This window comes from Winslowiella toletana (assembly GCF_032164335.1).
GTDB lineage: Bacteria > Pseudomonadota > Gammaproteobacteria > Enterobacterales > Enterobacteriaceae > Erwinia > Erwinia toletana_A.
Genome location: NZ_CP134152.1, coordinates 3,740,791 through 3,758,714, shown reverse-complemented (window position 1 = coordinate 3,758,714; position 17,924 = coordinate 3,740,791). Strand labels below are relative to the sequence as shown.

17 protein-coding genes are annotated in these 17,924 nt (G+C 48.6%); 6 read left to right on the top strand and 11 right to left on the bottom strand.

Translation table 11 applies throughout. The annotated features are described in order from the left end of the window. Positions 1-128: 128 nt before the first annotated feature. The 5 genes from nrdF to RIN69_RS17330 form a co-directional block, all read right to left on the bottom strand. A complete protein-coding gene (nrdF, locus tag RIN69_RS17350) occupies positions 129-1,091 on the bottom strand; it encodes a class 1b ribonucleoside-diphosphate reductase subunit beta (RefSeq protein ID WP_313853357.1) in 963 nt (320 codons plus the stop codon). A 30-nt stretch (positions 1,092-1,121) separates the two neighbouring features. Continuing rightward, a complete protein-coding gene (nrdE, locus tag RIN69_RS17345; protein ID WP_313853356.1) occupies positions 1,122-3,272 on the bottom strand; it encodes a class 1b ribonucleoside-diphosphate reductase subunit alpha in 2,151 nt (716 codons plus the stop codon). Then, entirely contained in the window at positions 3,245-3,655 is a 411-nt protein-coding gene (gene nrdI / locus RIN69_RS17340; protein WP_313853355.1) for a class Ib ribonucleoside-diphosphate reductase assembly flavoprotein NrdI, read from the bottom strand. The genes nrdE and nrdI overlap by 28 nt, the downstream gene beginning before the upstream one ends. A gap of 4 nt (positions 3,656-3,659) precedes the next feature. After that, complete coding sequence (gene nrdH / locus RIN69_RS17335; RefSeq protein ID WP_313853354.1) at positions 3,660-3,896, bottom strand: glutaredoxin-like protein NrdH; 237 nt, start codon at positions 3,894-3,896, stop codon at positions 3,660-3,662. 287 nt (positions 3,897-4,183) lie between these two features. Next, complete coding sequence (locus RIN69_RS17330; protein WP_313853353.1) at positions 4,184-4,498, bottom strand: DUF883 family protein; 315 nt, start codon at positions 4,496-4,498, stop codon at positions 4,184-4,186. A 163-nt stretch (positions 4,499-4,661) separates the two neighbouring features. On the opposite strand from RIN69_RS17330, the gene RIN69_RS17325 reads away from it, so the two are divergent. The 4 genes from RIN69_RS17325 to RIN69_RS17310 all read left to right on the top strand — a co-directional run bounded on the left by RIN69_RS17325 (position 4,662) and on the right by RIN69_RS17310 (position 8,022). Further along, on the top strand, positions 4,662-4,997 hold the full coding sequence (locus RIN69_RS17325; protein ID WP_313853352.1) for a DUF2002 family protein: 336 nt from the start codon (positions 4,662-4,664) through the stop codon (positions 4,995-4,997). A gap of 150 nt (positions 4,998-5,147) precedes the next feature. Beyond that, the gene (mmuP, locus tag RIN69_RS17320) at positions 5,148-6,566 is read left to right on the top strand and encodes an S-methylmethionine permease (protein ID WP_313853351.1); all 1,419 of its coding nucleotides are present in this window, start codon (positions 5,148-5,150) and stop codon (positions 6,564-6,566) included. Next, complete coding sequence (gene mmuM, locus RIN69_RS17315; protein WP_313853350.1) at positions 6,556-7,494, top strand: homocysteine S-methyltransferase; 939 nt, start codon at positions 6,556-6,558, stop codon at positions 7,492-7,494. Before mmuP ends, mmuM begins: the two co-directional genes overlap by 11 nt. Positions 7,495-7,602: 108 nt before the next feature. Continuing rightward, positions 7,603-8,022 carry a putative periplasmic lipoprotein gene (locus RIN69_RS17310; protein ID WP_313857786.1) on the top strand — a complete coding sequence of 140 codons (420 nt, stop codon included), beginning with the start codon at positions 7,603-7,605 and terminating at the stop codon, positions 8,020-8,022. 92 nt (positions 8,023-8,114) lie between these two features. On the opposite strand, the gene speG is transcribed toward RIN69_RS17310, so the two are convergent. The 6 genes from speG to RIN69_RS17280 form a co-directional block, all read right to left on the bottom strand. Then, positions 8,115-8,672, bottom strand: coding sequence for a spermidine N1-acetyltransferase (speG, locus tag RIN69_RS17305; RefSeq protein WP_313853349.1), 558 nt, complete (start codon positions 8,670-8,672; stop codon positions 8,115-8,117). Positions 8,673-8,833: 161 nt separating this feature from the next. Further along, entirely contained in the window at positions 8,834-9,520 is a 687-nt protein-coding gene (locus RIN69_RS17300) for a sugar phosphate nucleotidyltransferase (protein ID WP_313853348.1), read from the bottom strand. 60 nt (positions 9,521-9,580) lie between these two features. Beyond that, complete coding sequence (locus RIN69_RS17295) at positions 9,581-10,582, bottom strand: aminotransferase class V-fold PLP-dependent enzyme (protein ID WP_313853347.1); 1,002 nt, start codon at positions 10,580-10,582, stop codon at positions 9,581-9,583. A 463-nt stretch (positions 10,583-11,045) separates the two neighbouring features. Beyond that, positions 11,046-12,116 carry an iron-containing redox enzyme family protein gene (locus RIN69_RS17290; protein ID WP_313853345.1) on the bottom strand — a complete coding sequence of 357 codons (1,071 nt, stop codon included), beginning with the start codon at positions 12,114-12,116 and terminating at the stop codon, positions 11,046-11,048. Positions 12,117-12,513: 397 nt separating this feature from the next. Beyond that, the gene (locus tag RIN69_RS17285; protein ID WP_313853344.1) at positions 12,514-13,065 is read right to left on the bottom strand and encodes a TetR/AcrR family transcriptional regulator; all 552 of its coding nucleotides are present in this window, start codon (positions 13,063-13,065) and stop codon (positions 12,514-12,516) included. Positions 13,066-13,340: 275 nt separating this feature from the next. Continuing rightward, a complete protein-coding gene (locus RIN69_RS17280) occupies positions 13,341-13,676 on the bottom strand; it encodes an SMR family transporter (protein ID WP_313853343.1) in 336 nt (111 codons plus the stop codon). 373 nt (positions 13,677-14,049) lie between these two features. Here RIN69_RS17280 and RIN69_RS17275 point away from each other — a divergent pair, with 373 nt between their 5' ends. Beyond that, entirely contained in the window at positions 14,050-15,486 is a 1,437-nt protein-coding gene (locus tag RIN69_RS17275) for a glycoside hydrolase family 1 protein (RefSeq protein WP_313853342.1), read from the top strand. Positions 15,487-16,607: 1,121 nt separating this feature from the next. Continuing rightward, on the top strand, positions 16,608-17,834 hold the full coding sequence (locus tag RIN69_RS17270) for a TolC family outer membrane protein (protein WP_313853340.1): 1,227 nt from the start codon (positions 16,608-16,610) through the stop codon (positions 17,832-17,834). Positions 17,835-17,924: the final 90 nt, after the last annotated feature.

Here is a 17,924-nt window from a genome sequence, read left to right as displayed (position 1 = left end):
TAATCAAATATGCAGAATGTGACGAATTTATTATAAGTAAATAGTCTGGCTTGCTGGTTGAAATCTTGGGAATTAAGTGGAATTAATTTGAAATACAGGGTGCCTGAGCAGCACCCTCGTTGTAACGGTCAGAAGTTCCAGTCATCGTCCTCAGTATCGACCGCTTTGCCCATCACATAGGAAGAGCCGGAGCCGGAGAAGAAATCATGGTTTTCATCGGCATTGGGCGACAGCGCCGAGAGGATCGCCGGGTTCACTTCGGCCATTTCCGCCGGGAACAGTGCATCATAACCCAGATTCATCAGCGCTTTATTGGCGTTGTAGTGCAGGAAAGCTTTGACCTCCTCACTCCAGCCAACGTCGTCATACAGCGCTTCGGTATAGGCCAGTTCATTCTCATACAGCGCCATCAGCAGATCATAGGCAAATTGTTGCAGCTCTTCGCGACGCGCATCATCGACCTTTTCCAGCGCTTTCTGATACTTATAGCCGATGTAATAACCGTGTACCGCTTCATCACGAATGATTAGGCGAATCAGGTCAGCGGTATTGGTCAGCTTGCCGCGACTGGACCAGTACATTGGCAAATAGAAGCCGGAATAGAACAGGAAGGATTCCAGGAAGACGCTGGCGATTTTTTTCTTCAGCGGATCGTCATTGTGATAGTGCTCAAGAATAATCTCGGCCTTACGCTGCAATGGCGGATTCTCTTCGCTCCACTGATAGGCGGCATCGACATCGCTGGTGTGGCACAGCGTCGAGAAAATCGAACTGTACGAGCGGGCATGCACGGCTTCCATAAAGCTGATATTCGACATCACCGCTTCTTCGTGCGGCGTCAGCGCGTCGGCCATCAGTGCCGGTGCGCCCAGCACATTTTGAATGGTGTCGAGCAGTGTCAGGCCGGTAAATACCCGGATAGTCAACTGTTGCTCCTGCGCATTCAGACTGTTCCATGACGGCAAATCATTGGATAACGGCAATTTTTCCGGCAGCCAAAAGTTAGCGGTCAGACGGTTCCACACTTCAAGATCTTTATCATCCTGAATCTGGTTCCAGTTAATGGCTTGTACGCGTTTTAATGTGTTCATGATTTCATCTTTAACGGTGAAAAGTGCGGCTTACAGGGAACAGGAGACGCAGCCCTGAACTTCGGTACCTTCCAGCGCCATCTGACGCAGGCGGATGTAGTAGAGCGTTTTAATCCCTTTCTTCCAGGCGTAAATCTGCGCTTTATTAATATCGCGGGTGGTGGCGGTATCACGGAAGAACAGGGTTAACGACAGCCCCTGATCGACATGTTGCGTGGCTTCGGCATAGGTATTAATAATTGCCTCTGGCCCGATGTCGTAGGCATCCTGATACAGCGACTGGTTGTGGTTGTTCATAAACGGCGCCGGGTAATAGACGCGGCCGGTTTTACCCTCTTTGCGAATCTCAATACGCGAAACGATAGGGTGGATACTGGAGGTGGCGTGATTGATATATGAGATCGAACCGGTCGGCGGAATTGCTTGCAGATTCTGGTTATACAATCCGCTGCTCATTACCGCCGCTTTCAGCGTGCGCCAGTCTTGCTGGGTCGGCAGTGTGATACCCGCCGCCGCAAACAGTGCAGCAATGCGGGCGGTGCGCGGCTGCCAACTTTGATCGACATACCGATCAAAATATTCGCCGCTGGCATAGCGTGACTCGCTAAATCCGGCGAAGCTTTGCTGACGCTCACGTGCCAGTTGATTCGACGTGCGCAGCGCGTGATACGTTACGCAATAGAAGTAGATATTGGTGAAATCCAGCGCTTCTTCTGAACCGTACAGCATACCTTCACGCGCCAGATAGCCATGCAGATTCATCTGACCAAGGCCGATAGCGTGTGACTGGGCATTCCCTGCGGCAATCGAGGGTACTGAAGCAATATTACTCATCTCTGACACTGCCGTCAGGCCGCGAATGGCGATTTCCACCGTACGGGCAAAATCCTCCGAGTCCATCGCATGGGCAATATTCAGCGATCCGAGATTGCAGGAGATATCTTTACCGATCTGACGATAGCTGAGATCGTCGTGATAGTCGGTCGGCGTATTCACCTGCAAAATTTCAGAACACAGGTTGCTCATATTAATCCGCCCCTTAATTGGATTAGCGCGATTCACCGTGTCTTCATACATGATGTAGGGATAGCCGGATTCAAACTGAATTTCCGCCAGCGTCTGGAAAAACTCACGCGGATTAATAAAGGTCTTACGAATACGCTCGTCAGCCAGCATCTCGTGGTATTTTTCACTGACGCTGATATCAGCAAATGGCAGGCCGTACAGACGCTCAACGTCATACGGTGAGAATAGCGCCATCGGCTGATTGGTTTTTGCCAGCTGGAAAGTGATATCCGGAATTACCACCCCAAGTGACAGGGTTTTGATGCGAATTTTTTCATCGGCATTTTCACGTTTGGTATCAAGAAAACGCAGAATATCCGGATGGTGCGCATGCAGATAAACCGCGCCTGCGCCCTGGCGTGCACCCAGCTGATTGGCGTAGGAGAAAGCATCTTCCAGCATTTTCATTACCGGAATAACGCCGGATGACTGATTTTCAATACGCTTGATCGGCGCACCGGCTTCGCGCAGATTCGACAGCAGAAACGCCACGCCGCCGCCGCGTTTCGACAATTGCAGCGCCGAATTAACCGAACGGCCAATCGACTCCATATTGTCTTCGATACGCAGCAGGAAGCAGGAAACCAGCTCACCGCGCTGCTGTTTGCCGCAGTTGAGAAAGGTGGGGGTGGCTGGCTGAAAACGTCCGCTCAGCATCTCTTCCATCAGCGACGTTGCCAGCTGCTCATCACCGCGTGACAGCGTCAGCGTCACCATACAGACGCGATCTTCAAAGTTCTCCAGATAGCGTTTGCCATCAAAAGTCTTCAGCGCGTAGCTGGTATAGAACTTATAGGCACCGAGAAACGTCTGGAAGCGGAAGCGACGTTGATAAGCCTGGGCAAACAGTTCAGCGACAAACTCAAAGCGCCAGGCGTTCAGCACTTCGGCTTCGTAATAACCTTCCGCCACCAGAAATTGCAGGCGTTCGGCCAGCGAATCGAAAGCTACGCTGCCAGGAATCACATGCTGCAGATAAAACTGGCGCGTTGCTTCGTGGTCTTTCTCAAACTGGATATTACCGTCGGCATCATAAAGGTTAAGCATCGCGTTCAGCGCGTGATAGTCGAGCGCGGTGGCGGCGGGTTTTATAACGGTGCTGTCTGTTGTTGCCAAAATTGGGTTACTCCCGATTTTACGTTAGCAATATCGTCGGCGGTCCCCAGCAACTCAAAGCGATAGAGATAAGGAACCTGACATTTTTGCGCAATGATGTCGCCCGCCATGCAGAATGCGGTACCGAAGTTACGGTTTCCGGCTGCAATCACGCCGCGGATCAGGCGGCGATTGGCTTCATCATTAAGAAATTGAATCACCTGTTTGGGGACGGCTCCGCGAGCGGTGCCACCGCCGTAGCTTGGCACCACCAGAATATAGGGGCGATCAACCTGCAAGTGTTGTGCTCCATCCAGTGGAATTCGCCGCGCCGGCAAGCCCAAACGGCTGATAAAACGGTGCGTGTTTTCCGACTGGCTGGAGAAATAGACCAGTGGGAACATATTTTTAGCCTTGAGTCATCTGGCTCAGCGCGGAAATTTTGTCCGGACGAAAGCCACTCCAGTGTTGGTCGGCTGCCATCACCACCGGTACCTGGCGGTATCCGAGCGATTTCAGGGTTTCCACTGCGTCCGGTTCGCTATCGAGATTGACCAGCTGATACCCGATGCCTTTTTTATCCATGGCATTTTTTGTCGCGTTGCACTGGACACAGTTATCTTTAGTGTAAATAATAATGCGCATGATTCGTATTTACCTCAGCAGTGAGAGATATCGTCTGATATGAATCGTTTTACTGTCGATTCGCGTAGATTGTGCCACCAGCTATAATGGTGAACTGATGTGGCTAATACTAGATGTAGTGGTTAATGAAATCAACCTGACTATATATAGTGTTTTTGGCAAAGCTGATGTGCAGGATGGCTAAAGCCTGATAACGCGGGCTTTTTGCGACGAGAATATTTTTTTATCAATTTTGGCAAAAAAAATCCCCGCCCGAGGGCAGGGACAGAACAGGGGGAACAGGGCTGTTAGCGGCGGGAAGCCAGCAATGCACCGATCACAATACCGACCGCAGCACCGATGCCCACGCCGTGCCATGGTTTATCATGGACATAATCATCAACATGTTCGCCGGCATCTTTCGCCGCCTGAGTAACGCGATTACGACCGTTCAGCTTAGCGCGCGTCTCTTTTAACAGCGATTCAGCTTTACCGCGCGCGGAGTCGACCTCTTCCTTTGTTTTGCTGCCGTAAGATTTCAGCAGATCGTCAAGTGTATCAGCCAGCAAAGAAACGTCCTGATTGATATCGGTATCATTATTTTTCGTCGTTCTGTTAAACATTTTTCGCTCCCTTCGCGTTAATAACTAATACTCAGTGTAGACCATCATTAATCTGCGCAGTGGTTTTGACCCGGTATTGTCGCCTTTATGGATAATTCCGAAAGCCCTGAGCGCCTGGCCTGAGGTAAGGTTGCGGTGCTTTGTAAGACTAAGAGGATCGAGCATGTATTTACGACCTGATGAGGTGGCACGCGTACTGGAGAAAGCCGGATTCGAGATGGATGCGGTAACGCCCAAAACCTACGGTTATCGTCGCGGTGAAAACTATGTCTACGTCAATCGCGAAGCGCGCATGGGTCGTACCGCATTGATTATTCACCCAACGCTGAAAGAGAAAAGCCAGAGCATTGCTGAGCCGGCCTCGGAAATTAAAACCTGTGACCACTATGTGCAGTTTCCAATGTATCTGGTTGGCGATGCACAGGATCACTACGGCATTCCACACGGTTTCAGCTCGCGTGCGGCGCTGGAGCGCTATCTGGACTGTCTGTTTAATTAAGCATTGTTCCCCAATGGATAACGCTGTCTGCTGGGGAAGTACTTTCCCGCCTGCCGTAATAGCTTACCGTTTGCAACGTTGCATTCTGTCGACACGCCCTGTATAACAATTTTCCATATAGCAGTTTAGACGTCCATATGGTTATACACGATGCAGTCAACTCAAGAAAATCCCCCTTCCGGTCAGTTTAAACGCACTATGAAAGCACGCCACCTGGTGATGCTGTCACTGGGCGGTGTAATCGGCACCGGACTGTTTTTTAATACCGGTTATATTATCTCTACCACCGGCGCAGCCGGCACTCTGCTGGCCTACACTATTGGTGCGCTGGTGGTTTATCTGGTGATGCTGTGCCTCGGTGAACTGTCGGTGGCGATGCCGGAAACCGGCGCTTTTCACGTTTATGCCGCCCGTTATCTCAGCCCGGCCACCGGCTATACCGTCGCCTGGCTCTACTGGCTGACGTGGACGGTGGCACTGGGTTCCAGCCTGACTGCCGCCGGCTTCTGTATGCAGTACTGGTTTCCGCAAACCCCGGTTTGGGTTTGGTGCCTGCTGTTCTGCGCGATTATCTTTTTGCTGAATGTGGTGTCGTCACGCTTCTTTGCCGAAGGGGAATTCTGGTTCTCGATTATCAAAGTGGTCACCATCCTGGCATTTATCATTCTCGGTGCTGGCGCGATGTTTGGCTTTATTCCGATGAAAGATGGCTCCAGCGCACCTTTCCTGCACAATCTGACCTCTTCTGGCTGGCTGCCGCACGGTGGGCTGCCGATCCTGATGACCATGGTGGCGGTCAACTTTGCCTTTTCTGGTACTGAGCTTATCGGCATCGCCGCCGGTGAAACCGAAAATCCGCATAAAGTGGTGCCGATGGCGATCCGTACCACCGTGGCACGGCTGGTGATTTTCTTTATCGGTACCGTATTCGTGCTGGCGGCGTTGATCCCCATGGATCAGGCTGGCATTGTTAAAAGTCCGTTCGTACTGGTATTTGAAAAAATTGGTATTCCCTATGCGGCCGATATTTTTAACTTTGTGATTCTGACGGCGATCCTGTCGGCGGCGAACTCGGGGCTGTATGCGTCAGGTCGTATGCTGTGGTCGTTGTCTAATGAACGCACGCTGCCGCGCTGTTTTTCCCGCATGACTAAACGCGGCATTCCGCTGGTGGCGATTTCAGTCAGTATGCTTGGCGGCTTGCTGGCACTGTTCTCCAGCGTAATCGCGCCGGATACGGTGTTTGTTGCGCTGTCGGCGATTTCAGGTTTTGCCGTGGTTGCCGTCTGGCTGAGTATTTGCGCTTCGCATTACGCTTTCCGTCGTCATCATCTGCGTTCAGGGCTACCGCTGTCCGATCTGAAATATCGCGCACCCTGGTTCCCGCTGACGCCAGTGGTTGGTTTTTCACTCTGCCTGCTGGCCTGTGTTGGCCTGGCATTCGATCCTGAACAGCGTATTGCTTTATGGTGTGGCCTGCCATTCGTCGCCATCTGCTATGGCGCATACTATTTCACTCAATTGCTGAAAAAGCGTGAGCTTGCTAAGGAAACCGAACATGTCGCTTAACAATCCCGTTGCCGAAATCCTCGAGCACAGCACGACCCTGGTGCTTGATGGCGCGCTGGCTACTGAGCTGGAAGCGCGCGGCTGTGATTTAACCGACAGTCTGTGGTCGGCTAAAGTGCTGATGGAAAATCCTGAGCTTATTTATCAGGTTCACTACGATTATTTTAGCGCCGGGGCGCAATGCGCAATCACCGCCAGCTACCAGGCGACGCCGCAGGGTTTTGCTACGCGCGGGCTGGATGCCGCGCAGTCGCAGGCGTTGATAGCACGTAGCGTAGAGCTGGCCGCACGGGCGCGTACTGACTATCTGGCTCTGCATCCGCAAAGCGGAAAATTATTGATTGCCGGTTCAGTCGGACCCTATGGCGCTTTTCTCGCCGACGGCTCTGAATACCGCGGTGATTATCAGCTGCCACACGTTGAGATGATGGCGTTTCACCGCCCGCGCATGGCGGCGCTGGTGGCAGCCGGGGTGGATCTGCTGGCCTGCGAGACGCTGCCGTCATTTGCTGAAATTAAGGCGCTGGTAGCATTATTACAAGAATTCCCGGCAACGCCAGCATGGTTCTCTTTCACGCTGCGTGACAGCGAGCATCTCAGTGACGGTACGCCGCTATCCGAAGTGGTGGCGCTATTGGCGACTACTCCGCAAGTGGTGGCTATGGGCATCAACTGTATTGCACTGGAGAGTGTAACTGCCGCGCTAACGACCCTGAACGCGCTGACGACGGCACCGCTGGTGGTTTATCCCAATTCCGGTGAACACTACGATGCCAGCAGTAAAACCTGGAGCAACGACGCAGACGGCTGTGCATTAAGTGACAAATTACCGCAGTGGCATGCGGCAGGCGCGAAGCTGATAGGCGGCTGTTGCCGCACCACACCGGCTGATATCGCTGCCATCGTAAAATGCTGCCATAAGAGATAACCCACTGAAAATTTGCGTTATTACGCCTGGCTCTGCCGGGCGTGATTAATGAAAAGCCCGCGCCTGGCGTTTAGACTGTCTGCATGATTTATTGACGCAGGAAGTATGATGAAATCGATTCTGCTGGCACTGGTCTCGCTGGGAATGTTAAGTGGCTGCGCCACAATAGTGGGTAATGAAACTCAGGCGGTAGTGATAGATTCGCGCCCACAGGGCGTCAGCTTCGTGGTACAGGATGAAACAGGACGCGCAGTGGCGCAGGGTATCACGCCACAAACCGTGATTCTGCAGAAGTCCAACGGCAGCTATTTCGGCAAAAAAAAGTATCAGGTGATGCTGGAAGCGCCGGGCTATGTGCCGCAAACACTGGCGTTAAAACAGCAGATCAGCCATTGGTACAGCCTCGGTAATATACCGCTTGGCGGCTTTATCGGCTGGTTGCTGGTTGATCCTTTTCATGGCGGCATGTACTGCATTGAGCCGCAAGGCGTGCAGCCAATTATGAATCCGGTCGGTGCCAGAAGTTGAGGGTTTGATGACATAAAGGGTTAATCACTGGTACGGGCGGCGAGAGCGCCGCCCTGCAACTTGCTGTTAATTGAGGTATTATTCCGGCTGGCTTATTGCGCGGTTGGCTTAACCATTGCACCATGAGGTTTATATTTTTCCAGATACTGATGCTGGAAAATGCACATGCGAATGGTGTTGCGGTATTCACCATTAATAAAGAACTCGTGGATCAGTTCTCCTTCAATCTCAAATCCCAGCTTAGTGTAGATATGAATCGCTTTTTTGTTCTCTTTATCAACAATCAGATAGAGTTTGTAGAGGTTAAGCACCGAAAAGCCGTAATCCATCGCCAGCTTCGCCGCCTGACTGGCTAAGCCTTTACCCTGATGTGTAGGATCGATGATAATCTGAAATTCTGCGCGACGATGAATATGGTTAATCTCAACCAGCTCAACCAGTCCGACTTTCACGGCGTTATGTTCCACCACAAAGCGGCGTTCACTCTGATCGTGAATATGCTTGTCATACAGATCTGACAGCTCGACAAAAGCTTCATACGGCTCTTCAAACCAGTAGCGCATCACGCTGGCGTTGTTATCCAGTTGATGAACAAAATGAAGATCTTCGCGCTCCAGCGGTCGAAGTTTGACCGCGGTATTGGTAACCATTCTGACTTCCTTATTATGCTGATTTGCGCGGATTATAGCGCTAAAATCCGGCAATTTCTGCCAGCCAGTAATGGACAGGTTATTTCCCTGCTTCGCCAGCAAATAAATGCAGAGTCAGCGGCAAGCTGAACAGCGCCATCAGCAGCGAGATAATCTGTGGCTTATGAGTTTACAATCTTTTCTGCCAGTTGGCTGGCGCGTTGCAGTTGCTGCAGATTATCGATTCTGATCCACGGGCGGCCTGCTGCTTCAATATAAGTGGTGGAAAACAGCATAAAAGCGCGCTGCAAAATCTTATACAGTTGGATTTCGCCCTCGTAGGGCTGCATTGCCAATTGCTCAACCACAAACTGGCGCGCGGCACTTCCCAATTTTACCAGGGTAATAAACCCCCCGCAGGGACCGTGTTGCTGCGCGCTGAGTCTCAGGGCATTATCATCAGCATTCTGGCAGGATGAATCCATCGCGACACAAATCTCGTCCGGATGGCTGTTTACCTCCTTCAGCAACGAGGAGGATATCAGCAGGTCGCCTTCGTAATAGATAACCGGTCCGTCATCCTGATGCAGCGCCAGCCAGGCACTCCAGTCGAGATTAAAGGAGTGATAAAGCGGATTGTTTAATAACGTAAAATGGCTGTTTTGCAGCGACTCAAACAGCACTCGGGAAAGCTCCGCCGCACCATGGCCGACAACAAAGGTTTTATGACCAATGCCCGCTTGCTCAAAGGTGCTGAGCTGATAATCAATTATTCTGCGCTTATCCAGCGCCAGGCAGCTTTTATGATGTAGCGTCGTTAACGGCATCAGACGGCGTCCGGTTCCTGCCATCAGACATGCAAGGCGCATAATTGATCTCCTTTCAGGGGCGCAGGGTTAGCGGCAACGCCCGGTTATAATCGGGCCAGCTTAGCCTGACGGCAACTCACTCAGATTATCGATTCGCTCCGCCCAGTCCAGATCGCGAAAGACGTTTAACAGGCTATCGATATCGCTGAGACTGAGTTCACCGATCACACCAATGCGTAATGATCCCGCAGCCTCACCTGGCGTAACGCGCATTACCAGCTGCCGCTGGCGTAAGTATTCATTAAGCTTGTCGATATCGAAGTGCTGGTCATCCTGTGCGGCCAGCGTAACCAGCAATGGCGCACAGTACTGCGGCTCAATGCAGGGTCTGAATCCCAGCGCTGCCATACCTTTCAACAGATAAATCATTCGCTGACAATACAACTGATAGCGCGCTTCGCGCCCCCCCTGTTGCAGGTAGTGCTCCATCGCCTGGTGCAGTGCCTGCATCATCGACAGAGAGGGGGAAATACGCCAGTGGCCATGTTGCTCCAGTGCGCGATTTTGCGCTTTGAGATCGAGGCTAAAAGTGCGTGGTGGCGTTCGCTCTGCCAGTTCACTTTTGCATACCAGTACAAAGGCAATGCCTGGTGGCGCATGCAGGCAGTTACTGGAGGAGAGTGCGACGGCGGCCAAAGCTGGCGCCGCGTAGTTGAGGGGGAGCAGGCCAAAAGTAGTGATCGCATCTACCATCAGGCGACAACCGTGCATCTCTGCCAGTTGGGCCAGGCCGTCGATGTCATTTTTCACCCCGTACAGTTTTTCAAAATGTGCCGCGGCGATATGCGTAATCGAGCGATCGTTTTCCAGCGCCAGGGCAACCTGGTTAAGTTCAATGCCTCGCGTGGGATCAAAATGCATTATTGAATGACGGATATGATGAATATGACAAATCTCTGCCATGCGGCCACTATAATTGCCATTCTCGACGATTAACAGATGGTCAGTGGCGGTCAGCAGTGAGCAGAGCATTGCTTCAACGGCAAAGGCATCGCTACCCTGCAATGGAATGGCGCTCCAGTGGCGATTGCACCCAGCAATTTTTAACAAGGATTTGCGCAACGAAGTATTTAAGCTTCTGAGGCAATTCAGATTCTTACTTACTGGTGATAAAGGGGAAACGGAATTTATCTGTGGACTGAGCCGATCCGGATAAATATCCCTGTTTTTCATAACTCTGTTTAAATTACTTGAGTGGGAGCATCCCTGAATATTCATGAGTCCATTCTCAGTTGTTGTGTTACAGGCGAAGGTGGGCCTGAACCGCAGGCCCGGAATTCTGAGTCTTCAGTTCAGGTTAAACGACAGATTAAGCCAGAAAGAGAGGGAAGCTCTCACTTCCAGTTGAAGCACTGGCATATTTTGTGGTGCTGCCATTTATGCATTAAAACCTTCCGGCGTCCATCCTGAGAACGTTCCGGAACCGCATATTTCGCCTGATATCAAGAGTAAGCATTCGTTAATGCGGCAGAAATTGACAGAGCCGTCAACGATATTGCTGTGCGAAAAATATTTCTTTCGTCAGCTAATTTATTTTTATAATTTTTTCAAGCAGGTAGTCATAATACTTATCAATGCTACTGAGCCGCAGATTGGCACCAATCCATATTTCTGTCATCGCTGCCGGCGTAAGAGCGACGATGGGGGTGATAACGTTTTGCAACCAGCCATTGGCGTGAATAACATCGACATCGATATGCTCGGTATAGTAATGCAGCTGCTGATCGCTCATCCCCAGCCGTTTACTGCCACAAACTAATTTCTGGTAATGGCTGGGATCAAGCAACTCGGTCATCGCCAGTGCACCTACCAGCTTGAAGTAATGCTCACGGTTTATACCGCCCAGCAAAAATAAGTTATAGCCGCTCAGCCCTTGCCAGCTTAACAGGTGCACATAATTATCCTCCGGTAGAGGAATTTGGTTTTCAGTCAACAGTGCTTTATACAGATTCACGTGCGTGAAGTAATCGCTCCCCATGCCCGACTCATCCCACATATTCCGGCTTAATTCACTGCGTGTATCCTGACGCGCGCCGACCATCGCCATCGCAATCAGGTCGAAAAACAGCAGGTTAAGCGCACTATCACATTTAAAGAAATAGCTGAGCTGTGTTTTTGACGCCTGATGCTGCAGATAGTCATAGAGCGGATGTTCAGCCGCGCGATGATTGAGCCATAGCTGCTGTAAATGTTGGGAAAATGAATCGGGTGAAACCGTCAATGGCAATCCAGGCATGAAACAATTTTGCATCTCATAAGCCAGCCAACTTTTTTCAATCATGGTTCGCAGCGTGACCATCACCGCATTGTGTTGATTTTTACTCTCCGGCGCCAGTGGGTCGACCAGCGCGGTCTGATAAAGCCAGAATAACGTTTTTTGTATAATCTTACGGCTGTTGTCGGCATTGCTGACGCCATAGGCTAAATTGAGTTCAGTTTCTACCGCTTCGGTCAGTTGGGCGACAAGAGAAGGGTAGTGACTGAAAATAGCATCCAGATGCATGGTTCCCAGCAGCGTACATATATATTCATCTAAAGCTGCAGGTAAAAATTTCCCGGAGATAACTGTGGGTTTATGGCTGACTATACTTTCCATAGATTTGAATCCTGAAGCTCCTGTTAAAAAGAAACTAAAGTAAACAGATCTGTTTTTCAATAAAAATATTAAATTATTGTTTATATTTAATCTATGCTATTGATTTGGTTTGCGGCAATTTTATTACAATTAAGAAAAACCCTGTTCTGAATCACATGTTTGTATTCAAAGTAATACCGCTCGGTCTGTATGGGTAATGCTAAAAGCTTGCTGATAATTATGGAAGGTTTATCAGGTTTATGACTTGTCAGGTGACTGAAGTCTTAATAATTAAAAGGTTTATAAAAAAACGCCATATCAGTTGATGAATATTGACTTTTTAGAACCAAAATGAAGCATAGCATCGGATGTAAGAGGGTGATGTGTTAAACTTTCATGGCAGACTACGTCAAGGTTATCAAAAATGAATGCCTTCAGATTCAAGAATTGTTTTGGCCGTTGACCATGCCGCCAGTGCAGGTGAGTATTCATTTTGATCGCGCCATGTCAGTTCTGCAGTAATAGAACCATCAATCAGAATAATAAAAACATAGGCTATACGATGTGCTCTTTCGCCTTTGACTAAGGGAGATAAAATTGTCAAAAGTATCTGCATAAGATGCCGTTTTATTTCCTGATTAATTTCCAATACCGTTGTCGATTTGCGACCAAATTCTGACAGCGAATGAGTAAACATACAGCCGTGAAAATCTTCATGCTTGAACCAGTCATGATAATAACAAAAAAAAGAGAAAAGCTGCTCTTTGGTGGTTGGCTGATGTCGAATAACAGCTGAAATGTCCTGCAAGAAATCATCTTTGCGTTTACGCAGAACTTCATTAATCAGGCGCTCCTTAGAAGGAAAGTGCCGGTAAAGCGTTAGCTTCGAGACCCCGGCTTCGGCGGCGATTTTATCAACACCGACCGACTGATAGCCTTCTCTATTGAAGAGATCGGTAGCAACATCCATGATGCTCTCTTTTTTTAATGACATGATAAGTACTTAACTAATTATTAATATTCAAAAATGGTAGCATGAATACAACGTTTATCAAATGAGATGAGATATATTGATAATGTTATTGACCCCTTTTCCTGTGTTATAAATAAAATGTTAATGCAACAAAAAGTTGAGATGCAAAGCCCGTTGCATAAATTTAATTTTCAGAGAGGACTATCTTACGGTAGATTGAAAAGGGTCATGTTTTGCATGAATAAATCACCAGCAGATTTTTTGCATTAGACTTAATGTGGGACCGCTTTAGAAAATACGTTTACGATGATGACGCCAACAATAATAAACGCAAGGCCGATAATTGCTGCCAGATCAAGCTTCTGACCATTAAGCACCCAGGCTGCTAACGAAATCAGCACGATGCCGACGCCAGACCAAATAGCGTAGGCAATACCGGTCGGAATATGTTGCAGAGTTAATGACAGGCAGTAAAAGGCCACGCCGTAACAGGCCAGTGTAGCCACGGTGTAACCGGGTTTTGTAAATCCTTCAGCGAATTTCATCAACGTCGTGCCAATTACTTCGAACACGATGGCAATGAAAAGCGGTAGATAAATCGTCTTCATGATTGAACCTGATATGTGGAGAGCTTCTCTGTCCAGCTGAACAACAGCTTAACCCTATTTCGGGATAAATAACTATTAAAAATTAAGTTACAGATCAAAAAATGATAAAGTTTAATGTTGTTAATAATTAAATGTAATATTATTAATTTTAAATTAATAAGTACAAACTCAATAATACATAATGTCTTTATCCGATCAGGAAAAGGATACGGATGTAAACAATTGATGTAAATCAGTGATATGACTGTTCTGCCTGCCAATCACTGTTGCGTCGTGCCATTTTCACATACACTCGAAAAAAGCCTGAGTGCTCAGCAGTCATAGTGCTGCAGGTGCCGTTGATCTTTAGTTGTTTACAACAGGAGTGTGGTTAATGAGAGATAAGTTTCCGCAAGGTTTTTTATGGGGTGGTGCCACCGCGGCAAATCAGGTTGAAGGGGCGTGGGACGAAGATGGCAAAGGGCCATCGATAGTTGATGCCATTCCAGGCGGTAAACAACGGTTAGCGATCGTCTCTTCTCCGGAGTTCGATTTTTCACTGAACTCGCAACGGTTCACTTATCCAAACCATAAAGGCATTGATCACTATCATCGCTTCAAACAGGACATTGCACTGTTTGCTGAGATGGGCTTTAAGTGTTATCGCTTTTCGATCGCCTGGACACGCATTTATCCGAATGGCGTGGAAGAGTCGCCAAATGAAGCGGGCCTCGCTCATTATCAGCAGGTGATTGATGAGTGTCTTGCCCACGGCATTGAACCGGTTATCACTCTTTCCCATTATGAGATGCCGCTTAAGCTGGCAGTGGAGTACGGTGGCTGGAAAAACCGTGCGCTGGTGGCATTTTTCGAGCGTTTCGCCCGCACGGTGATTGAGCGATTTGGTCGTAAGGTCAAATACTGGATGACCTTTAACGAAATCAATAGCGCAGCCCATTTCCCGATTATGAGTCAGGGGCTAATCGTTAACACTGGCGCGCTTGAGCCACAGGCAAAATTTCAGGCCTGGCATAATCAGTTTGTTGCCAGCAGTACCGCAGTGAAAATCGCTCGCGAGGTAAATCCGCAAATTCAGATGGGTTGCATGATCCTGTATGCGACTACCTATGCTTATGACTGTAATCCGATTAATCAGTTAACGGCATTTCAATCCCAGCAGGCTTTTAACCTCTATTGCGCTGATGTTCAGGCCGGTGGCAAATATCCTTACTACGCCAAAAGCCTGTGGAAAAAGCTGGGCGTGGAACTGGCGATCGAGCCGGGCGATCTGGCGCTGATTGCTGGCTATACCGTCGACTACATTGGGTTCAGCTACTATATGTCAACCACGGTTAATGACACTAACCCGGATGCGGATGGTGCGCAAGGTAACCTGTTGGGCGGGGTGCGTAATCCATTCCTTGAAGCCAGCGAGTGGGGCTGGGAAATTGATCCGGTTGGCCTGCGTATCGCGCTTAATCAGCTATATGACCGCTACCAGAAGCCGCTGTTTATTGTTGAAAATGGACTCGGCGCTGTCGACAAACCGGATGAAAATCATTACATCGCTGATGATTACCGTATCAACTATCTGCGTAAACATATCGAAGCGATGGCCGATGCCATTGACGATGGGGTTGAGCTGATGGGATATACGCCGTGGGGATGTATTGACCTGGTCAGTATGTCGACCGGAGAGATGTCCAAGCGCTACGGATTTATTTACGTTGAACTGGACGACAATATTGAAGGAAGCGGTAACCGCTATAAGAAGAAGTCATTCAGCTGGTATCAGCAGGTTATAGCCTCTAACGGTGCCGATCTCGATTAATCGCCGGCGTTAACTATCCCGCAGTCGTTGATAATCCGTCACCGATTGTGGGGTTTTAATGATGGTTTTATTGTCACGCTGATTTTATACCGCAAGCGGGACATATTCGTCAGAATCATCCGCAAGGCGATTTCTTAAGCTTTTCCTAAGGATGTTATTCTGTATTACTAAGAATTCCTTTCCTAAAAAGTCTTAAATATCTTGCAGTTAGGCCTGGTAGACAGCTCTGTATCTTGCCAGGAATATCTCCGAACCAGTCGGTTTAATTCCACTTTACAGCCCGTAACGGATCAAAAATACGCAATTTTCTCAAGAGTAATCTCAAAAGATTTTTCAACAGTCCATGGTGGTAATTTTATAAAATAATGGAAAAATCTGAGATAGCGAAAATTATCTTGCAAATATTCTGACAAAAATTTAACAGATAGATTAATGTTCTAATTATGATTTTATTAAAGGAATTATATTCTATTTTGTTTGCTTTGCTAAGGTTGTTGTACTGCCCGAGACGTTAATAAAGTTATTTTTGTCAAGCAAATATCGTGCGTAGTTCGAAAATTGACAATTGTTTGAAAATCTTTGTGTTAGATTTCTCGAGAAATTAACGCAAAAATGTCCACTCAGCTATACTGCTTAACCCACTAAATAAACAAGATTTTTCCGAGAAGCTCAAAAATGATTATTTCTTTGAATTGTCTGGAAACCACAGAAATTTTCTCTTTGTTAACACCGCTTTAACATTGGGGGTATAGTCCAATTTCGGACAATTTGGTATGCTCTGCGGAAAATAACATTTGCGATTAAGCTAATTCCTATTAGGATTATTTGGATAACTTCTTCCTTTGTTATTACAGTGCGTTACAGCATGGGTTTAGCGATGCGTTAAAAGGAATTAACCATGTTGGGATTTTTCGTTAATCAGAAACGAAGAGACTCAGCAAGCCTGCGGAGGTTATCTGCGGCTCAATTTCTTAGATCATCCTTAGGGGGCTTATAAGGGAAGGAGAACATTCTTGCGGAAATTAATTACACCTCCACTGTTAGCAGCATTTATCTTAATCTCAGGCTTCACTTTTAGCACTGTTGCTTCGGCCTATAGCGGCCCACCAGGTACCGCCAGAGTGGCTTCTGCCTCACTTAAAGAGAGTATTCTCTTCGCATTTGACCGCGATCCTTCTGTTAGCCAGCAGGCTGCACAAATGGGTATTGGACAGGCTCAGATTGACGAGGCTCGTAGTGGATGGATGCCGCAAATTGGGCTCAGTGGCAGCGCGGGGCACAGTCAAACCACTGACTCCAGCGGCTCGCTGAGCAATTCCGCCTCCTGGGGGCTAAGCCTCACTCAGTTGCTTTATGATTTTGGTAAAACCAATAGCGCCATTAATCAGTCAACGGCTCAGACTGAAAGCTATCGCTATCAGCTGATGGCCACCTTGTCCGATGTCGCTGAAAAAACCGCGTTGAGTTATGTTGAAGTCAGGCGGTTTACCGAACTGACCCAGGCGGCACAGGAAAATATCATAGCGTTGCAGAATGTTCAGCGCATGGCGCGGCTCCGGGCGGATGCAGGCCTGAGCTCGACCTCAGATGAACTGCAAACCCAGACTCGTGTTTCCGGTATGCAGGCGACGCTTGAGCAATACAAGGCCGCGCTGCTAAGCGCCAGAGCAAAACTGTCAGTATTGACCGGCATTGATGCCGGTCAGTTGTCCCCATTGCCAGCTTCGCTGGAGGTGAGGCAGGCGTCGCTCGACAGTATCGACTATTCGCTAATCCCTTCTATCCTTGCGGCACAAACCATGGAAACGTCGACCGAGTATGGCGTTGATAAAGCCCGATCTGAGCACTGGCCGACGCTAAGTCTCAGAGGTGGACGCACGCGTTATGAATCTGATAACCGGGCCTACTGGGATGACCAGATCCAGCTCAATATTGATGCTCCGCTGTATCAGGGCGGTGCGGTTTCTGCCCGGGTTCGGCAGGCCGAAGGCGCAAGGGCGATGGCTTCTTCTCAGGTTGACCAGGCTCGCTTTGACGTGCTGCAAAAAGCATCGGTTGCAATGGCCGACTGGTCAGGCGCGCGCGGCAGAATGGATGCCGGCAAGATGCAGCTGGAAAACGCCTTACGCACCCGTGAGGTTTATAAAAATGAATATACACTTAGCAAAAGAAGCATCAATGACCTGCTGAGCGTCGAACAGGACGTATGGCAAGCAACATTATCAAAAATAATGGCTGAATATGACAGCTGGAGCGCAGCAATTAATTATGCAACAGCAATAGATAACTTACTGCCAGCGTTAGGAATTGAAAAAAACGCAGCAGCAAAACTACCCAATCTTAGTTAGGAAACACATAGCGGCTGCGGCTGCTGAAATAATTCTTGTAACGATGGGAAATTTTCTCAGGGATCGCTACATCCTTTTTAGCGGAATACT